This is a genomic window from Paenibacillus psychroresistens, from assembly GCF_009728935.1.
Classification (GTDB): Bacteria; Bacillota; Bacilli; order Paenibacillales; family NBRC-103111; genus Paenibacillus_AC; species Paenibacillus_AC psychroresistens.
In genome coordinates this window covers 2,325,921-2,341,641 of sequence record NZ_CP034235.1, presented here as the reverse complement: position 1 = coordinate 2,341,641, position 15,721 = coordinate 2,325,921, and the positions used below count along the sequence as shown (strand labels likewise).

Genomic DNA, 15,721 nt, shown 5'->3' with positions numbered 1-15,721 from the left:
TTTATATTCAAATAGTTACTCTTTTATTATAGGGTTTGTTGCAGAAGGAAGCAATGGACCTAAGACGGGTTGCTGTCTAGGACCACTGCTTTGAAGGAATCAAACCAATTAATAAGCTTGTAATAATGTTGCTTTGAATATAGGCAACCAAATAATAAAAGTGCTGCCCTCGCCTTTACGTGTCATTACTTCAATAGAGCCTTGATGCTCATCTATAATCCATTGGGCTATAGAAAGCCCTAAGCCTGTGCCTGCAGTTTGACCACGGGATGGATCTACCCGATAAAACCGATCAAAAATCCGAGGAACTTCATCTTTATCCATGCCTAAGCCTGTATCTTTAATTCGCAATCCAATCTGATCTGGCGAACAAACAGCTTCTAACACTACATACCCGCTAGGCGTATATTTAAAAGCATTTTCAATAAAAATAAATAATAATTGCTGTAAATAATCAGTATCCCCACAAACCTGTATTTGATACAATGCACTTAAATCGCCTGTCCGCCATTCCGCATTTTTCGGAAGCAGCTGTGCTTTGCGAACGACCTCTTCAACCAACGGCAACAATACGATTGGCGTCTTTTGAAGCGTATAGCCCGAATCCGCTCTAGCCAAAGATAATAAGTCATTGACCAACCGGCTCATTCTAGCTGCTTCAGAGGCAATATCCATCATAGCCTCAATAGAAACAGAAAGCTTCTCCCGATTGCTAAATGGATCTACAACAAACTGATTATTGGCTCCATCCACTATTACACTCGATTGAGATTCAATTTGCTTCCACATTTTCTGCAAAAGATCAACATTTCCTCTAATAGTTGTTAGAGGGGTACGCAATTCATGTGATGCATCGGAAACAAAACGCCGTTGAGCTATATTCGTTTCTTCTAGCTCGGAGTAAGTAACTTGAATTCTCGCTAACATACTATTAATCGTATTCGTTAATTGACCTATCTCATCCTGTGGGCCGTCATATTCAATACGTTTAGCTAAATCTGCGCCTTTTTCTATTTGTGTTGTTGCGGCAATGACATACTCAATCGGCTTTAAGGCTTTACGTGCCAAGAACCAGCCTAAGGAAGCCGCAGCAAAAATAATCACAACTGCTAATAATCCCAGAACATACAATAAGTTACTTAACGCTTTATTAATATCATTCATTTTAACTGCAATCTGCACATATCCAAAAAATTGTTTTTCTCCAGATATAGGCACATAGAAGGGTACATTATAAATAAGCAGTGTGTTTGAACCAAAATGCACCGTCTCATAGAAAGACTTTTGTTCTTTAGCGTCTTCAGCAATGTTGCTTTTGTCAGGAACGGGAAATGAAGCCCGCCTTTTGATAGGATATTGGACCGTCAAGTCTTTATCCACAATCTGAATGAAGAATCCTGAATATTGAAATTGGTCCAATGGCTGCAGATTAACAATTGGCTGTTGCACACCTTGGGATTCCCAAAGAGTCACTGTCATTTTGGAAGTAACATCACGGGATAACAGCTCCATATGATCCTTTTGATTACTGATTAAATAATGGGATAAAAAAACATAAACGACTACTCCCGATACAACAAGTGTCAGCGCCAAAATGGATGAGTACCAGATAGTTAGCCGTAATCTAATTGTCATGTTACGATTCTCCTCTCAGCACATAACCTGCTCCCCGGACAGTTTGAATCAAGCGTTTCCCTCCAAACTCTTCTGTCTTTTGACGAATTAATGCTATGTAAACTTCCAATACATTCGATTCACCGCTGAAATCATAGCCCCAAATCTTCTCCATCATTAAATCGCGAGAAAGCACTCGCCGTGGATTCTGCAGAAACAAATGAAACAGCTCAAATTCTTTAGTCGTTAATTCAATTAGCTTGCCGCTGCGGAAAACCTCACGAGTGTCAAAATCCATAATGATGTCCTCATAAGCAATTTGATTGGTTTTTTGTTCAGGACGTTCGGCTTTGCGTCGCAAAAGCACACGCACTCTCGCGAGCAGCTCTTCCAAGGCAAATGGTTTAACCAAATAATCGTCTGCGCCAAGATCAAGGCCTTTAACTCGATCACTAACTTCATCTTTAGCCGTTAGCATGAGAATTGGAATGTCCGTACCTGAAGCACGAATGCGTCGGCATACCTCCCAGCCATCTACATAAGGCATCATTACATCCAGAATGACCAGCTGCGGCTCATTCTCGAGAATACCCTTCAGCCCTTCTTGTCCATTGGCCGCTGTAGCTACCGTATACCCTTCAAAAGATAAGCTACGGCGCAGCATCGAGGTTATTTTTTCATCATCATCAATTACCATTATCTTTTCACGCATTCGATTCACCATCCTTATCTCTATTGTATCAGAAAACACTCGCTCCACAAAAAAGAAGCAGAGCATCACGATCTCTCGTATGTCTGCTTCTTTACTGAATTGTTCAATTATTGTTGTTGCTGCTGTTGCTGCTGAATTATTGCGGCATCTTTATTTTTATCGCCGATTGTTACACTAACATCCATTTTTTTACCATCACGGGAAATATTCAACGTTACTTTATCAGCAACCTTTAATGCCTGAATTTTCGTGATTAATTCTCCACTCTTCTTAATTTCTGCTCCATTGACACCAAGAATGACATCATAGGTTTTAATTCCAGCTTTAAATGCAGGTCCACCCATTGGGACATCTCTAACTAGAGCACCACTTGTATCTGTTAGCTGCAGATCTTTTACATTGGATGGAGGCACATCCAGAACTGTTACCCCAATATAAGGTGCCGGTTCTTTAGGAATCGTCACGTTCTTGATCAAGCTATCCAATACACCTTGAATAGTACTGGTTGGAATAGCAAAGCCAATCCCTTGCGCTTGTGAGCTAACTGCCGTATTAATTCCAATTACTTCACCATTTAAATTTAACAACGGTCCACCAGAGTTACCTGGATTAATCGAAGCATCTGTTTGCAATAAGTGTTTATAGTTACGCGTTCCTTGTTGATCCGGTATTTCAATTGGACGTTCTTTAGCACTAAGTACACCAACGGTTACAGTATGTTCAAATCCATAAGGATTACCGATCGCTACAACCCAATCGCCTACACTTGTATTCTCTACATTTCCTAAAGGCAAGATTGGGAAATCTTTAGTGCCAACAATTTTCAGTACAGCCAAATCCAGATCGTAGCTGTTACCAAGCAGCTTAGCTATAAACGGCTTTTCGTAGCCTTGTACGGTAACTTGAATTTCATCGGAACCATCTATTACATGCTCATTGGTTAGAATATAACCTGATTTTTCAAAAATAAATCCTGAACCCATACCTAGAGGCTGTAACCCTTGACTGTCTGAAGGATCTTGCTGCGGCTCTTGTTGTTGTTCAGAACCATCATCTCCAAAAAACTGACGGAAGATCGGGTCATCGAACAACGAACCTCCACTTTGACCTTGCCTTGTTTTGGGCTTTACCAGTGTTTCAATCTTAACAACGGCTGGACTTGAGCTTTCCACAATTTGTGCAATGTTATTGGGCCTAACAATATCCGAAGCTGAGCTAACCGCTGCTGTTTTGACGTCTGGGCTACCAACACTCGCATTGGCAGGAGCGGCATTCCCTACATTGACTGTTACTTGATCACCTGTAAAAAGATTCATTTTATCGGAATAAACCATTAAACTTGCAAGCACTACGGCTGAAGCCAAAAAGCCTGCAAAAAAGCTTTTTCCACTAACACGTCTGCGAGGTTCTTTAGGAACCGCGGCTGCTGATCTTGTTGAGGAATGTTCAACATTCTCGTAAGTATCCATAGTCCGTAATGGGCTAGGCGATGTTACTTCTACTTCTGTCCGATCACCTGTTGCATGATTTGTTCCTTGAGCGTCTACGCTCCGTTCTTCTGTTTCAGAAGATTTATAAGGACCATAAGAATAGTAATAAGAAGGTTTCTCCTGTTTTACTTCCGATTCCTTTGGCTCATCATTTTTGAGATATTCATCGTAATCTTTTTTGTTATCTTCCATCTGAATGTTCCTCCTCCAAATAAATAGGTATAAGATTGTTTGTCTTAAGTACATATTGCACTCGCAACCTTAAATGAACCTTAAGAATAGTTTAATTGGAGCTAAATAAATTTTATTGTAAAAAGCTCATCTCGACCTCTTGTAAAATATGTTTGGCTTGTTCGACCCAATGAGCTTCAATATCTGCATCCTTGTCGACCGGCTCTTGAAATTGGTTAATTAATGAGCCATATACATTAGGTACGGCTTCCGGATCTAAGCCTTCATTGTAGATATGCTTAAGCACAAAAGGAGAGCCCACCTTCACAATAGCATTGGATGAAGCGGAGTCTCCGTCCATTGTTCCCGAGGTTACCTCAAAAGGGATCCGCAGCCAGACCATATGTGCATCATCTAAGAAGCGATCAAAATAACCATGCTCATAGTCCCAATTACCGCCTAACGTAAAATCAAACCCTCCAAAGAAATCATGGAGAGCTACAAATTCTTCAACCTTATTTTCCAACTCGGATATTATCGCTATCACCACGTCACCCCATGTCTTTTTGATCTTAGGATAGGCGTGAAGCTGTTATTTTATACCCATATAAGGATCGTTTAGATGTCATCAATACGAAAACAGGCTGTTGAGAAACCTTAGAGGTTACGAATTTGTATATCAGTTGTTTGTGGCCAACTCGAAATTGAACTCTTATTACTAAAGTAGGAAGAGATGCAATATTCAAAGGCGGCACGTAAACTCTCCACTAGATATACAAATCCTCCACTTTTGGTTTCTCAACAGCCTAATAAGCTTCTGATGAATCTACGTCCTTATATCTACTCAATCCAGCCTTTACGGTGAGCGAAGATCGCTAATTGTGTGCGGTCCTCGAGATCACATTTCATTAGCAGATTGCTGACATGGGTTTTCACTGTTTTAATACTGATATGCAGCTCTTCCGCGATTTCTTTATTTGCTTTCCCATCTGCAATCAGCAAAAGGACCTCTTTCTCGCGCAGCGTAAAGCCTTCATCTTCCCCTTGTAAAGAACGCTGCCTTAAACCACGTGTTAGCGCTTGTGAAACTTCCGCATTCATCACTGGCATTCCATAATAGGCACCTTGAATGACATGGATTAGCTGATCCGAGGAAATCGTTTTTAGCACATAGCTTACTGCACCGGCTTCTATGGCTTTTACAACTTTATCTTCTTCAAGAAAGCTCGTCAAAACAATAATTTTCAGTTTAGGAAATTGCGTAATGATTTTGGCTGTTGCCTCAACACCATCCATAATCGGCATCATTAGATCCATAAGAATGACATCTGGCATTTCCTCATCATCCAACATTGTCTCATCCGTTTTGTTTAACTCAGCAATTGACCGTCTTTGCAGGGTTTCGAATGCTTCTAATCCGTTGGTTGCTTCGCCAATTACTTTAAACTTAGGCTCCAGCATTAAGAATGTTTTTAACCCCAGTCGAACCATATCATGGTCATCTACGATCATTACTTTAATTGAAGTACCTGTCGCCATTGATCTATTCTCCTTTGCTATTATGTAAATTTAGGTATGCTTATTTTCACACTGGTTCCTGCGCCGATTCGACTAATGATTTCACCGCTGCCGCCAAGCTTCTGTGCACGTTCCTTCATTGTAGCTAACCCGTAAGATGTCGGCTGTGTCTTAAGCAGCTCAAAACCCTGCCCATCGTCAGTGATTTGCAATAAATATTGATGATCGGATTCAAATATAGTCAGAGAAACATGAACGGCTTTAGCATGCTTAACTACGTTCGCCATTCCTTCCTGAATAATTAAGAACAGCTGATGCTCCAAGGCTTCTGAGAATTGAGATTGATATTGTAAATCAAGCTTGCCCTGCAGACCGTTTTGTGTGCAGTATACAGGGAACCATTGATCTAGCGCATCCTCGAGCGATTTATCCTCAAGCTCCAAAGGTCGAAGCTGGGCTATTAACCCGCGCATTTGTTTCTGTGCATGCTGCGACATTGTTACTAGCTGCTCTACAACCCCGTCAACTGCATCTGGTCGGCTTATCAGCATTTTCTGCAAGGATGCAGATGACATATGAATGGCAAACAGCTGCTGACTCACTGTGTCGTGCAAATCACGTGCCAGCCTTTTTCGTTCCTCGAGTACAGCTGCTTCATTGGAATGCATCTTCTGCATAACGCTCTCTTCACCAAGCCGCTGCAGCAGCCGCATTTTACCTTCTACCCAATCTGTCATTTCATTAAAATCTTCATAAACGATATCAAAGTTTTCCGTCCCAACCACTTCAATCCGCGAGCTTAAATTGCCTTTAGAAACCTGCTTAATCGCCAAATGAAGCACATCGAGCTTGCGTTGAAACATTAAAGCTGCCAAATATCCAATAAACAAACTGATTAAAGCTATAATCGCGATAAGAATAAACCACATAGGTGTCGGAGGCAGATCATAGTGACTGTCAATATATACCTTACCTTGAGTCCCAACTCCGATGGTAATAAATGTTGAAATTATAAAAAAAATCGGAAGCCGCCATTTCATATTTTCAATTCGGTTCTTCATCTGTTATCTCCCGCCTAACCAACACGTTTTACGATAACATCACCAATAAAGGTACTAACGACAATCCGTATTTTCTTATCCGCATCCGCATAATCCCGTGTCTTGGCTTCAAGGTTTTTGAATAACCCACTTTCATAACGATCCAATACCTTCATATCCGAAATAAAAGCTGAAGCTGTAACACTAACCTCTAGTTGCAAGTCATTTGGAATGAATATTTTGAAATCTCCGATAAATGAGGATACATAAATCTTCGTCTCACCATCCGGTATATTGGCTTTAGTTAAATCAATTACCGTATCACCAATGAAAAGTGAAATGTTCATCGGCGTTAAATCCCAATTATCCTGACCATAATGAATATCGCCAATAAAGCTGGAGCGATTTACTTTATCCTGTTCGTTATGCACATGGCCAAAGTTCTTCCATTTCCAATGCTTATCCGCTTGCTTGTATGCTTCCTCTGTAAAATTATGCTTCTCTGCACGAAAAGGATCCTCATGTTCAAATGGAGCAGAAAGCGGCGGAAGTTCAGTTCTATCTACTACAGGTATTTCAGCTTGTGTTTTATAGTCATCCAAGGGTTGGTTTTTATGAACTCTGTGACTATTGTGGATTTGCTGCTTAATTTCACGATGCACTTGCCGTCTAAGCTCGCGTTCCTCACGTTTTTCGTTCCTTAGTTCATCTCGAAGCACGTTGGAGCTTGTTCCCTTAAAGAGTATATTTATCCCAAACAATATCAGCAGCACAGGCACAATAAATTTATACATATTATCATAGTTAAACGCCTCTACCCCTAAATTATTCAACAGAAAATAAACACCAAGAAAGATTACAAAAAAGCTCCAAATAAATGAGCCGCTTCCACTATGTTTATTGCGAGACATTAGTCCCTTCAAGCCAAAAAATATGATAAAGATAGGCCAATACGTGGACAACATATAACCTAAATCAAATGTAAGTACATCTAGCTGGTCCAATAAGTACAACACACCAATTGCTATCATTCCTAGTCCAAAAACTAGCTTATTAAAAAAATTGTTCATTTGAGTTACCTCCATTGTACTCTGTCTGTATGTATAGTTTAAGCTATTTTACCAGTTTGTAATAGAGCCGTCGGATGGAATGTTGACTCCGCCTCTAGACGGAGTCCAAAACCCGAACATTATAATTTCTACGTCACCATATCTAACATCATTTATTGACAGTATTATCAGTAGAAACGTATAATATGGGGACTAAAGCTAGCTAATGTTAGGTTTGAGATCAAATTGGGAGTGAATGAACAGTGAATTTAACAGATGTGTCCAATGGATTAGATACCATTTGGGTTATTTTGACTGCTGCGATGATTTTACTGATGGAAGGCGGCTTCGCATTATTAGAAGCGGGCTTTGTTCGTCAGAAAAATGCAGTCAGCATTATTATGAAAGTCTTTGTAGATATAACCTTCGGCGCACTTATCTTTTACTTTTTCGGCTTTGCTTTAATGTATGGAGTAGATAACTTCGGTTTGTTTGGATCATCAGGCTTTATGATGCATGGGAATTTAGGCCATCTAGTTACGAATATTTCACATGATACCTATTGGCTTTTTCAATGCGCATTCGTTATTGCCGTTATATCCATTGTTTCTGGAGCTGTTGCTGAACGTATTCACTTTCGCGCTTATATTCTATATACCATTGCTATGACAGGTTTGATCTATCCGATTGCTGGACATTGGATCTGGGCCACAGGCGGTTGGTTATATAACTTAGGCATGATCGATTTCGCCGGTTCTGCTGTTATCCATGCATTGGGAGGCTTCTCTGCTCTTGCTGCAGCCATGTTCATCGGTCCGCGTATCGGTAAGTTTAACGAAGATGGTTCAGCTAATATTGTTCCGCCTTCTAATTTGCCACTGGCATCTGTAGGCGCTTTCATCCTCTGGTTTGGTTGGTTTGGCTTTAACTCAGGCAGTACATTAAGTGCGACTAACGGGTCGATTGGCCATATCGCTGTAACTACCATGCTTGCAGCGTCTGCAGGTGGTGCAGTCTGTATATTGTTTACCATGTTTCGCTATCACAAAGCAGATCCACCGATGGTTATCAATGGAGCCTTAGCGGGCTTAGTCGGGATTACTGCAGGCTGCGCCTTTGTTTCTGATAATGCAGCAATCCTGATTGGGGCTGTTTGTGGAGTTTCCATGGTATTCGCCACAGAATTTCTTGAATCCAGAAAAATTGATGATCCTGTTGGAGCTTTTCCAGTCCATGGTATCAGCGGGAGTATCGGTACATTAGCTGTCGGGCTATTCGCGCAAAAAGACTTAGCAAGCGTGGCAGGAAAAGGCTACTACGGCTTATTCTATGGCGGTGGCTGGTCATTGCTTGGTGTTCAAGCTCTAGGTTTGGTTACGGTATGTATTTGGGGATTTGCTCTTACCTGGCTTTTCCTTAAGCTCATTAACACCTTCACTAATGTCAGAGTAAGTCGAGATGAAGAATTAATTGGTCTGGATGTTGGAATTCACGGAGTACCTGCATACAGCCAGGAGCATGGTTTCATTGATCTTAAACATATCAAGCGGGATTAAGCTGATTAAAAAGAATAACCTCCTCTTACTAAGCTGCATTCGCTTATAAGAGGAGGTTATTCTTTATTCCATTTCTTTAGCCATTTCGTCGGACAATTTAATTAAATCATGAGGCTGTGATTCCTCGAGAATGGCTCGCGCCGTTTCAATTTCAATCCGGATTTGCTTTACTTGTTCCATAGGTCTACGTACATAATGTATATATTCAACAGCTATATGATGGTCTGGTTTTTTGCCGGATAACATTCGGCGTAAAGGTGACATCGTTTGGTAAGCTCTTTCTTCCATCATTCTCTTCTTCTCGTAACGTTCAACCATTTGGATAATTTCTGACATTTGATGCTCTCTTTTAGCAATATATACCTCTAAAAAAGGATAAACATCCGCTGCTTTACGTTTTTCCACAGAAATCAAACTCCTTGTTGATGCCGCATTAAGCATGATATATCACCTATCCCCCAATGTTAACTATCATCACACTATATAGTGTACTACATTCAGGGTTACTTGGAAATAAGTTTTTAAGTGAGAATCAAATCAATGCCAATAACACCAACGGGTCTGCCTCCATCATCGAGAATCGCTTTGGAAAGCGAAATACAAGGTTTTTTAGTAATCGCTGAAATATAAACGGGAGAGATAAAAAGCTGCCCTGCCATGGCTTGCTTCCACCATTCTCTGCCTCTTGCATTGATTAAGCCTGCTTTAGGCTGCGAGAATATAAAGGTACCATCCGAACGATTAGACCAAATGGCTTCGATTCCATTCGTTTTCTGTAAGGTATGGCTAAGGATGCTTTCATGTTTACTTGCATCTAAGGTACTTATCTCTACATTACGTACAAGCTCAGATAGTATAGTCTGCATGGGTACAAGCAAGGCAGATTTACCTGCAGAGCTTTCAAATCCCATTGCGCGAATTGAGCCATATAGCTCTGTTGAGGTTGCATCTAAATCCTGATTAATTAGCGTAAGCTTCTTGACTTCCTTGTGCTGCAGCTCCATTAATTCAAGCGTCTGTTCTACACTTAATATGGTGCTATTCACTATTTCTACGACTTCTCCCAGCATACTTGTTGCATTCATGACTATATTAGACTGTTCCTTGCTTGAACTTGTCGTAGTGGTAATTAGTCCGTTAACATGAATGATCTGTTGAAAAATAAGGTCGATTTTGTCCTTCATTACTTGCATTTCGGCAATACCTTGCTGCACCGCTTTACGTTCTTCGGCTACAGCAGCAACAACATGTTTCACACCAGTTTCAATCGATTCCAGAATGGAAGAGGATTGACTTACCGCGTTATGACTTTGCTCAGCCAGTTTTTTAATTTCTTGGGCTACAACAGCAAAGCCTCGTCCATGCTCACCCGCACGAGCAGCTTCTATTGAAGCATTCAAGGCAAGTAAGGAGGTTTGCGAAACTACATCGCGGATAAATCCGTTAATGTCCTCAATTTTAGCTGTGTGATCACTTAATTCACCAATTCTATTCTGCATGTTGTCATGATTGGCGTGCATCTGGTTCATCACACGATCCGTATTGTCTAAAGCTCGACAAACATCCACAACCGCATTCTTGGTTTCTTCACTTTCCTTATTCATTACAATAGCTGAATTCATGATTTGATCTGCTGCTGCAGCTACTTGCTGCATGGACGAAAAGGTTTCTTCGATTTGACTTAGCACTTGCTGACTTTGGGCACGCAGCTGTTGCTCTTTATCGACAGAGGCATCAGCTATTTCCGTAAGTTTCGTAATCGATGTATTGACTTCTACTACAGATGCGACGAGTCGATCCGCCACAACTTGAGATTCATTGACAAATTCCTTTATCTTAGTGATAGGATTCGACATATTAACCACTTTCTTATCCGGAAAAATACCCCATTTACGGTCACCCATATCCATCACCCAATCCATTTATTAATATCGTATTATTATAGCGAAATTTAGCAAAAAAAACCATATGCGATAAGATAAACAGTTGAGCAACTACATGGCGGCGCAAATGCTTATTAAAGAACAAACTCACTCTTTGGGTGAGTTTCAGGCTGTTGAGAAACCAAGGACGTTACGGATTCGTATGTTGGCTTCGGGCACTCTTGAATTTGCATCCTTTTTTATTGAAATAAAACAGGTGGTAAGGATGCAATCTTCAAAGGCGCCACGTAAACTCTTCGCTCAACATACAAATCCTCCACATCTGGTTTCTCAACAGCCTTTTTTTGTCTGAATACTTCTTCTTTTCAACAAAATGAAAACAAACTAATGACAAGTTACTTTAACTCATTTACTCCCGATAACATGATTTTCAATTTATCGAAAGCCCAACCAGTTTACTTTGTGCCCGATCTTACTCTGATGCGCTGAAAATCAATCTAACCGCAAGTTACTTTAAGCTCATTTACTCCCGATAGCATAATTTTCAGCTTATCGCTACATCATATATTGCTTTTCCATATCCTCAGGTTACCAACAATCACGAAACGAGTATATTTTCCAAGACAATAAAATAAGGCTCTTGGCAAAAAGCCAAGAACCTAATGTTGTCTTACAATTCAATTCGCATGACCGGAGGATGCTGGGAAAAAGCTTTCATCTCGTTAAGGCGATCCAGCATGGCTTCTGTAACCTTGCCTTCACCTCGTTTTAGCACATAAACGTTGACCTTTTTTTTACCCCAATTTGCATATACCTCTTTTTTGTTCAAAAAGAATAAATCAATTTTATTGCCTTTAATGGCACTGCCAGTATCCGCTACAAGTCCATAGCCATATCCGGGAATGTAGAGCAAAGTTCCTAGTGGAAAGACCTTGGTATCTGCGGCAATGGTAGAAACCATTGCTTTCCTTACCTTAACCCCAGAATAGGTAATGCCATATTGCGGATGACCTGAGCTTTTCCCTGTAGATTCAACACCTGCTGTGTATCCAGTAGCCATTACCTCCACAGATTCATACGAGCTTAAATTACTTATTGGCTTCGTATCAGGCTTTTGGAGTGCGGATTTTTGTGGACCAACCTTTTTTACTATTGGTTCAGATGCATCGGCAGGAAGCGGGTTAGATGCTGAGAAGACTGTCTCACACCTATTAATCCCTATACAGATAATTATTATAGAAACAATTTTTAGCAGATGCAGCCTTCTCGAATGGCTAATCATCATCGGTAACATTGGCTTGAAACCTCCCCTTACTATTAAGAGGTTGCCCCAAGACAATGTTGCTTATGCATCGTTAAATGTTGCCTGTTACCTGTATATTAATTCCCGTCTGTCTTCTTGGAGCGAATTTCTTCTTGAATCAATGCAATTGTAGCCTCAATGCTGTGTGAACCCAAATCCCCAGTACCTCGTCTTCGTACAGAGAAAGAACCTGCATTGACTTCATTTTCTCCGACAACTAGCATAAAGGGAATTTTCTCAAGCTGAGCTTCACGTATTTTGTAACCTAGCTTCTCATTGCGTTGATCGGCTTCTACACGAATTCCAGCTGCCAAAAGCTTCGTTGTAACTTCAGCTACATAACCTTCAAAAGCAGTTGAGACAGGGATAACTTTAGCTTGAACAGGTGAAAGCCACGTTGGGAAGGCTCCTGCAAAATGCTCTGTAAGAATACCAATAAAACGGTCAATGGATCCATAAACGGCACGATGGATAACCACAGGACGATGCTTTTGGTTATCTTCACCTACATAGTTTAGGTCAAACTTTTCTGGCATTTGGAAATCCAACTGAATTGTGCCGCACTGCCAGCTTCTTTTTAGCGCATCAAGAATGTGGAAATCGATCTTAGGTCCGTAGAAAGCACCGTCTCCTTCATTAAGACGATATTCAATACCTTTGCTCTCAAGCACATTCTTTAACGCTTGCTCTGCTTGATCCCACAATGCTGGATCACCCATTGAATCCTCTGGACGTGTAGATAGCTCGACTCGGTAGGAGAAGCCAAATACTTGATAAATTAGATCAATCAACGAAATGACTTGACTGATTTCTGTTTCAATTTGCGAAGGCAGAACGAATAAATGAGCGTCATCCTGACAGAAGGTTCTCACACGCATCATCCCATTTAAGGCTCCAGAAAATTCATGGCGATGAACCTGGCCAAACTCAGCAATACGAATAGGCAGCTCACGGTATGAATGCAAGTCATTCTTATAGATCAACATGTGACCTGGGCAATTCATCGGCTTTAAGGCAAATTTATTGTCATCCACTTCTGTAAAATACATGTTATCGTGATAATGATCCCAATGTCCAGATTGCTCCCAAAGCCTTTGGTTCATGATAAACGGTGTACGTACCTCGTTATACTCACGCTCAATCTGCAGCTTGCGTGCGAACGCCTCCAGCTCGTTGCGGATTGTTGTTCCGTTTGGCAAATAGAACGGCATTCCCGGCGCTTCTTCTGAAAACATAAACAATTTCAATTCCTTGCCTAATTTACGGTGATCCCGCTTCTTAGCTTCTTCCAATAGATGCAAATGCTCATCCAATTGCGCTTTTTTAGGAAATGCAGTTCCGTAAATCCGCTGCAGCATTTTATTATTCGAATTCCCACGCCAGTAAGCTCCTGCCACGCTTAACAATTTAAATGCTTTAATTCGCCCAGTAGAAGGTAAATGCGGTCCACGACATAAGTCGAAGAATTCACCTTGATCATAAATAGTTAGCTCTGTATCCTCAGGTAAATCACGAATCAGCTCTAATTTATAAGGATCCTCTTGTTCTCCAAAAATCCGCAATGCTTCCTCACGGCTAACCACTCGGCGAGTAATCGAAAGATTCTCTCCAGCAACCCGTTCCATTTCCTTTTCGATTCTAATTAAATCCTCAGGAGTCAGTGGATTTGCAATATCAATGTCATAATAAAAACCATCTTCAATAACAGGACCGATACCAAGCTTTACTTCTTTATTGCCGTAAATTCGTTTAATGGCTTGGGCTAGTAAGTGAGCTGTGCTGTGTCGGTATACTTCTAAGCCTGCAGGGTTATCTAAGGTAACGATCTCGATCTTAGCATCCTCTTCAAGCTTTGTGCTCAAATCGACAACCTTACCGTTTAATTTACCGGCTACTGCATTCTTTCGTAAACCTGAGCTGATGGATTCAGCTACTTGATCAATTGTTGTACCTTGTTCATACTCGCGTGTTGCGCCATCTGGAAATGTAACTTGAATAGCCATGTTTACCCCAACCTTCTATTTGTTTTTGAACGCAAAAAAACGCCTCTCTCCTCAAGGGACGAGTGCGTTCAGCTCGTGGTTCCACCCTACTTCGATTCGCTGCATTATACACGAATCCTCAGGCATTCTTTATCGGGAATGAGTCGGCCAATTCTACTTGCATGCATTAATGCATGGTTCAAATTCGCAGCTACAAAGGGGTAAATGACTATTAAGCTCGGAAGGAGATTACAGCCAAGTCTCCTCTCTCTGGACCGTTTAACAGACACTCATGTCTTTGATCGTTGCCGTACAATAACTATTATCTTGTTCTTTATTATAATTACCTCGACCCCTTTGGTCAAGTATAGTGTTGATTCTGAATCATACGATCCCCTAGGATCGGCTTGCATTGTCTGCAATATTCACAGATTTGCACCCTATTCTCGAATATTTGCATAATGGTTTGAATCACCTGAACCTCTGGCTCGCGAGTGTGAATATGGATTTCCTGCGGAGCGATCGAAATTAATGTGCTGACCACTAAATCTTCAAAATTAAACTCCTGATCCAAAATTTCGATTTTGAACGAATCCTCCGTTGCTTTCAAATCCATTGGGGTCATCTGCTCATTGAACAATACAAATTCATGACCCCCTTTGTGCATTAGATGCACAACTGGAATTTTCGCTTCCTGAATGAATACAAAATATTTAAGCAAAGCGATGAATTCTTGATACTGTTTATCCATGATAAATTCATCAACTGCATATTCGACAACCTCGCGAAGCTCCTCTTTGTACTCCTTCAGCCGAAACTCAAGAAAACCATCCAGGTTTAAGTCGTTATTCTTCTTGAAAAATTGCTTGATTTCATTGCTGATTGTCAGTGCCCTGCGATTCTTCCCATGGTCTGCAACATATAGGGAATCATCCTCATTATTCAGCATCTGGTTGCAATAGCGAATGATTTTATTGATCTCAGGCTCATTTTGATAAGAAAAATCTTCGCAAATCAGACTTCGTAACAGTTCTATTTCTTTATGTGCAATAATATGGTCAGCTACGGCTCGTGCTAAAATCTCGCTTATTTCAATTTTCTCGGAATGCTTCCAGCTCTGAGTCAAACTATTCAAACAATAAATTACCGAAAAGCGAGGAAATTCCTCATAGCTTAATTTCACTTTATATAAAAGTGGCTGCATGCGCACAAGGATGTCATTATTCAGCTGTACAACCTCATCTGCCGGCTTCATAAATGTTAGCTTCAATAGATCCAATAGGTCCCACTCCTTTCCAAGCTATCGCCTCTGTTAAACGATTCTTATAAAGTATATGGTTACGGGAATACATATATACAAACAACAATTTGGCAATATCCCCCGTTAATTTCTGCTCAAAAAA

Annotated in this window: 14 protein-coding genes; 2 read left to right on the top strand and 12 right to left on the bottom strand. The window is 40.7% G+C overall.

Translation table 11 applies throughout. The features are described from left to right. Positions 1-108: 108 nt before the first annotated feature. The 7 genes from EHS13_RS10400 to liaF all read right to left on the bottom strand — a co-directional run bounded on the left by EHS13_RS10400 (position 109) and on the right by liaF (position 7,615). Positions 109-1,635 carry a sensor histidine kinase gene (locus tag EHS13_RS10400; protein ID WP_155700275.1) on the bottom strand — a complete coding sequence of 509 codons (1,527 nt, stop codon included), beginning with the start codon at positions 1,633-1,635 and terminating at the stop codon, positions 109-111. A 1-nt stretch (position 1,636) separates the two neighbouring features. Next, positions 1,637-2,326, bottom strand: coding sequence for a response regulator transcription factor (locus tag EHS13_RS10395; protein ID WP_155700274.1), 690 nt, complete (start codon positions 2,324-2,326; stop codon positions 1,637-1,639). A 107-nt stretch (positions 2,327-2,433) separates the two neighbouring features. After that, positions 2,434-4,008, bottom strand: a complete 1,575-nt coding sequence (locus EHS13_RS10390) for a S1C family serine protease (protein ID WP_155700273.1) — start codon at positions 4,006-4,008, stop codon at positions 2,434-2,436. Between the two features lie 112 nt (positions 4,009-4,120). Then, positions 4,121-4,534: a YugN family protein gene (locus tag EHS13_RS10385; protein ID WP_155700272.1), complete on the bottom strand. Its 414-nt coding sequence runs from the start codon at positions 4,532-4,534 to the stop codon at positions 4,121-4,123. A gap of 293 nt (positions 4,535-4,827) precedes the next feature. Beyond that, positions 4,828-5,526: a response regulator gene (locus EHS13_RS10380; RefSeq protein WP_155700271.1), complete on the bottom strand. Its 699-nt coding sequence runs from the start codon at positions 5,524-5,526 to the stop codon at positions 4,828-4,830. A gap of 20 nt (positions 5,527-5,546) precedes the next feature. Continuing rightward, positions 5,547-6,566, bottom strand: coding sequence for a HAMP domain-containing sensor histidine kinase (locus EHS13_RS10375; protein ID WP_155700270.1), 1,020 nt, complete (start codon positions 6,564-6,566; stop codon positions 5,547-5,549). A gap of 14 nt (positions 6,567-6,580) precedes the next feature. Continuing rightward, a complete protein-coding gene (liaF, locus tag EHS13_RS10370) occupies positions 6,581-7,615 on the bottom strand; it encodes a cell wall-active antibiotics response protein LiaF (protein WP_227013880.1) in 1,035 nt (344 codons plus the stop codon). A gap of 242 nt (positions 7,616-7,857) precedes the next feature. On the opposite strand from liaF, the gene EHS13_RS10365 reads away from it, so the two are divergent. Further along, the gene (locus EHS13_RS10365) at positions 7,858-9,150 is read left to right on the top strand and encodes an ammonium transporter (protein ID WP_155700269.1); all 1,293 of its coding nucleotides are present in this window, start codon (positions 7,858-7,860) and stop codon (positions 9,148-9,150) included. 63 nt (positions 9,151-9,213) lie between these two features. On the opposite strand, the gene EHS13_RS10360 is transcribed toward EHS13_RS10365, so the two are convergent. After that, positions 9,214-9,555, bottom strand: a complete 342-nt coding sequence (locus EHS13_RS10360) for a hypothetical protein (RefSeq protein WP_155700268.1) — start codon at positions 9,553-9,555, stop codon at positions 9,214-9,216. 116 nt (positions 9,556-9,671) lie between these two features. Then, entirely contained in the window at positions 9,672-11,072 is a 1,401-nt protein-coding gene (locus EHS13_RS10355) for a methyl-accepting chemotaxis protein (RefSeq protein WP_155700267.1), read from the bottom strand. A 76-nt stretch (positions 11,073-11,148) separates the two neighbouring features. Here EHS13_RS10355 and EHS13_RS10350 point away from each other — a divergent pair, with 76 nt between their 5' ends. Further along, positions 11,149-11,385 (top strand): hypothetical protein, encoded by a 237-nt coding sequence (locus EHS13_RS10350; RefSeq protein ID WP_155700266.1) that lies wholly within the window; start codon positions 11,149-11,151, stop codon positions 11,383-11,385. Between the two features lie 318 nt (positions 11,386-11,703). On the opposite strand, the gene EHS13_RS10345 is transcribed toward EHS13_RS10350, so the two are convergent. The 3 genes from EHS13_RS10345 to ytxC all read right to left on the bottom strand — a co-directional run bounded on the left by EHS13_RS10345 (position 11,704) and on the right by ytxC (position 15,597). After that, positions 11,704-12,327, bottom strand: a complete 624-nt coding sequence (locus EHS13_RS10345) for a 3D domain-containing protein (RefSeq protein ID WP_155700265.1) — start codon at positions 12,325-12,327, stop codon at positions 11,704-11,706. An 86-nt stretch (positions 12,328-12,413) separates the two neighbouring features. Next, positions 12,414-14,339, bottom strand: coding sequence for a threonine--tRNA ligase (thrS, locus tag EHS13_RS10340; protein ID WP_155700264.1), 1,926 nt, complete (start codon positions 14,337-14,339; stop codon positions 12,414-12,416). Between the two features lie 340 nt (positions 14,340-14,679). Next, positions 14,680-15,597, bottom strand: a complete 918-nt coding sequence (gene ytxC / locus EHS13_RS10335) for a putative sporulation protein YtxC (RefSeq protein ID WP_155700263.1) — start codon at positions 15,595-15,597, stop codon at positions 14,680-14,682. Positions 15,598-15,721 lie beyond the last annotated feature (124 nt).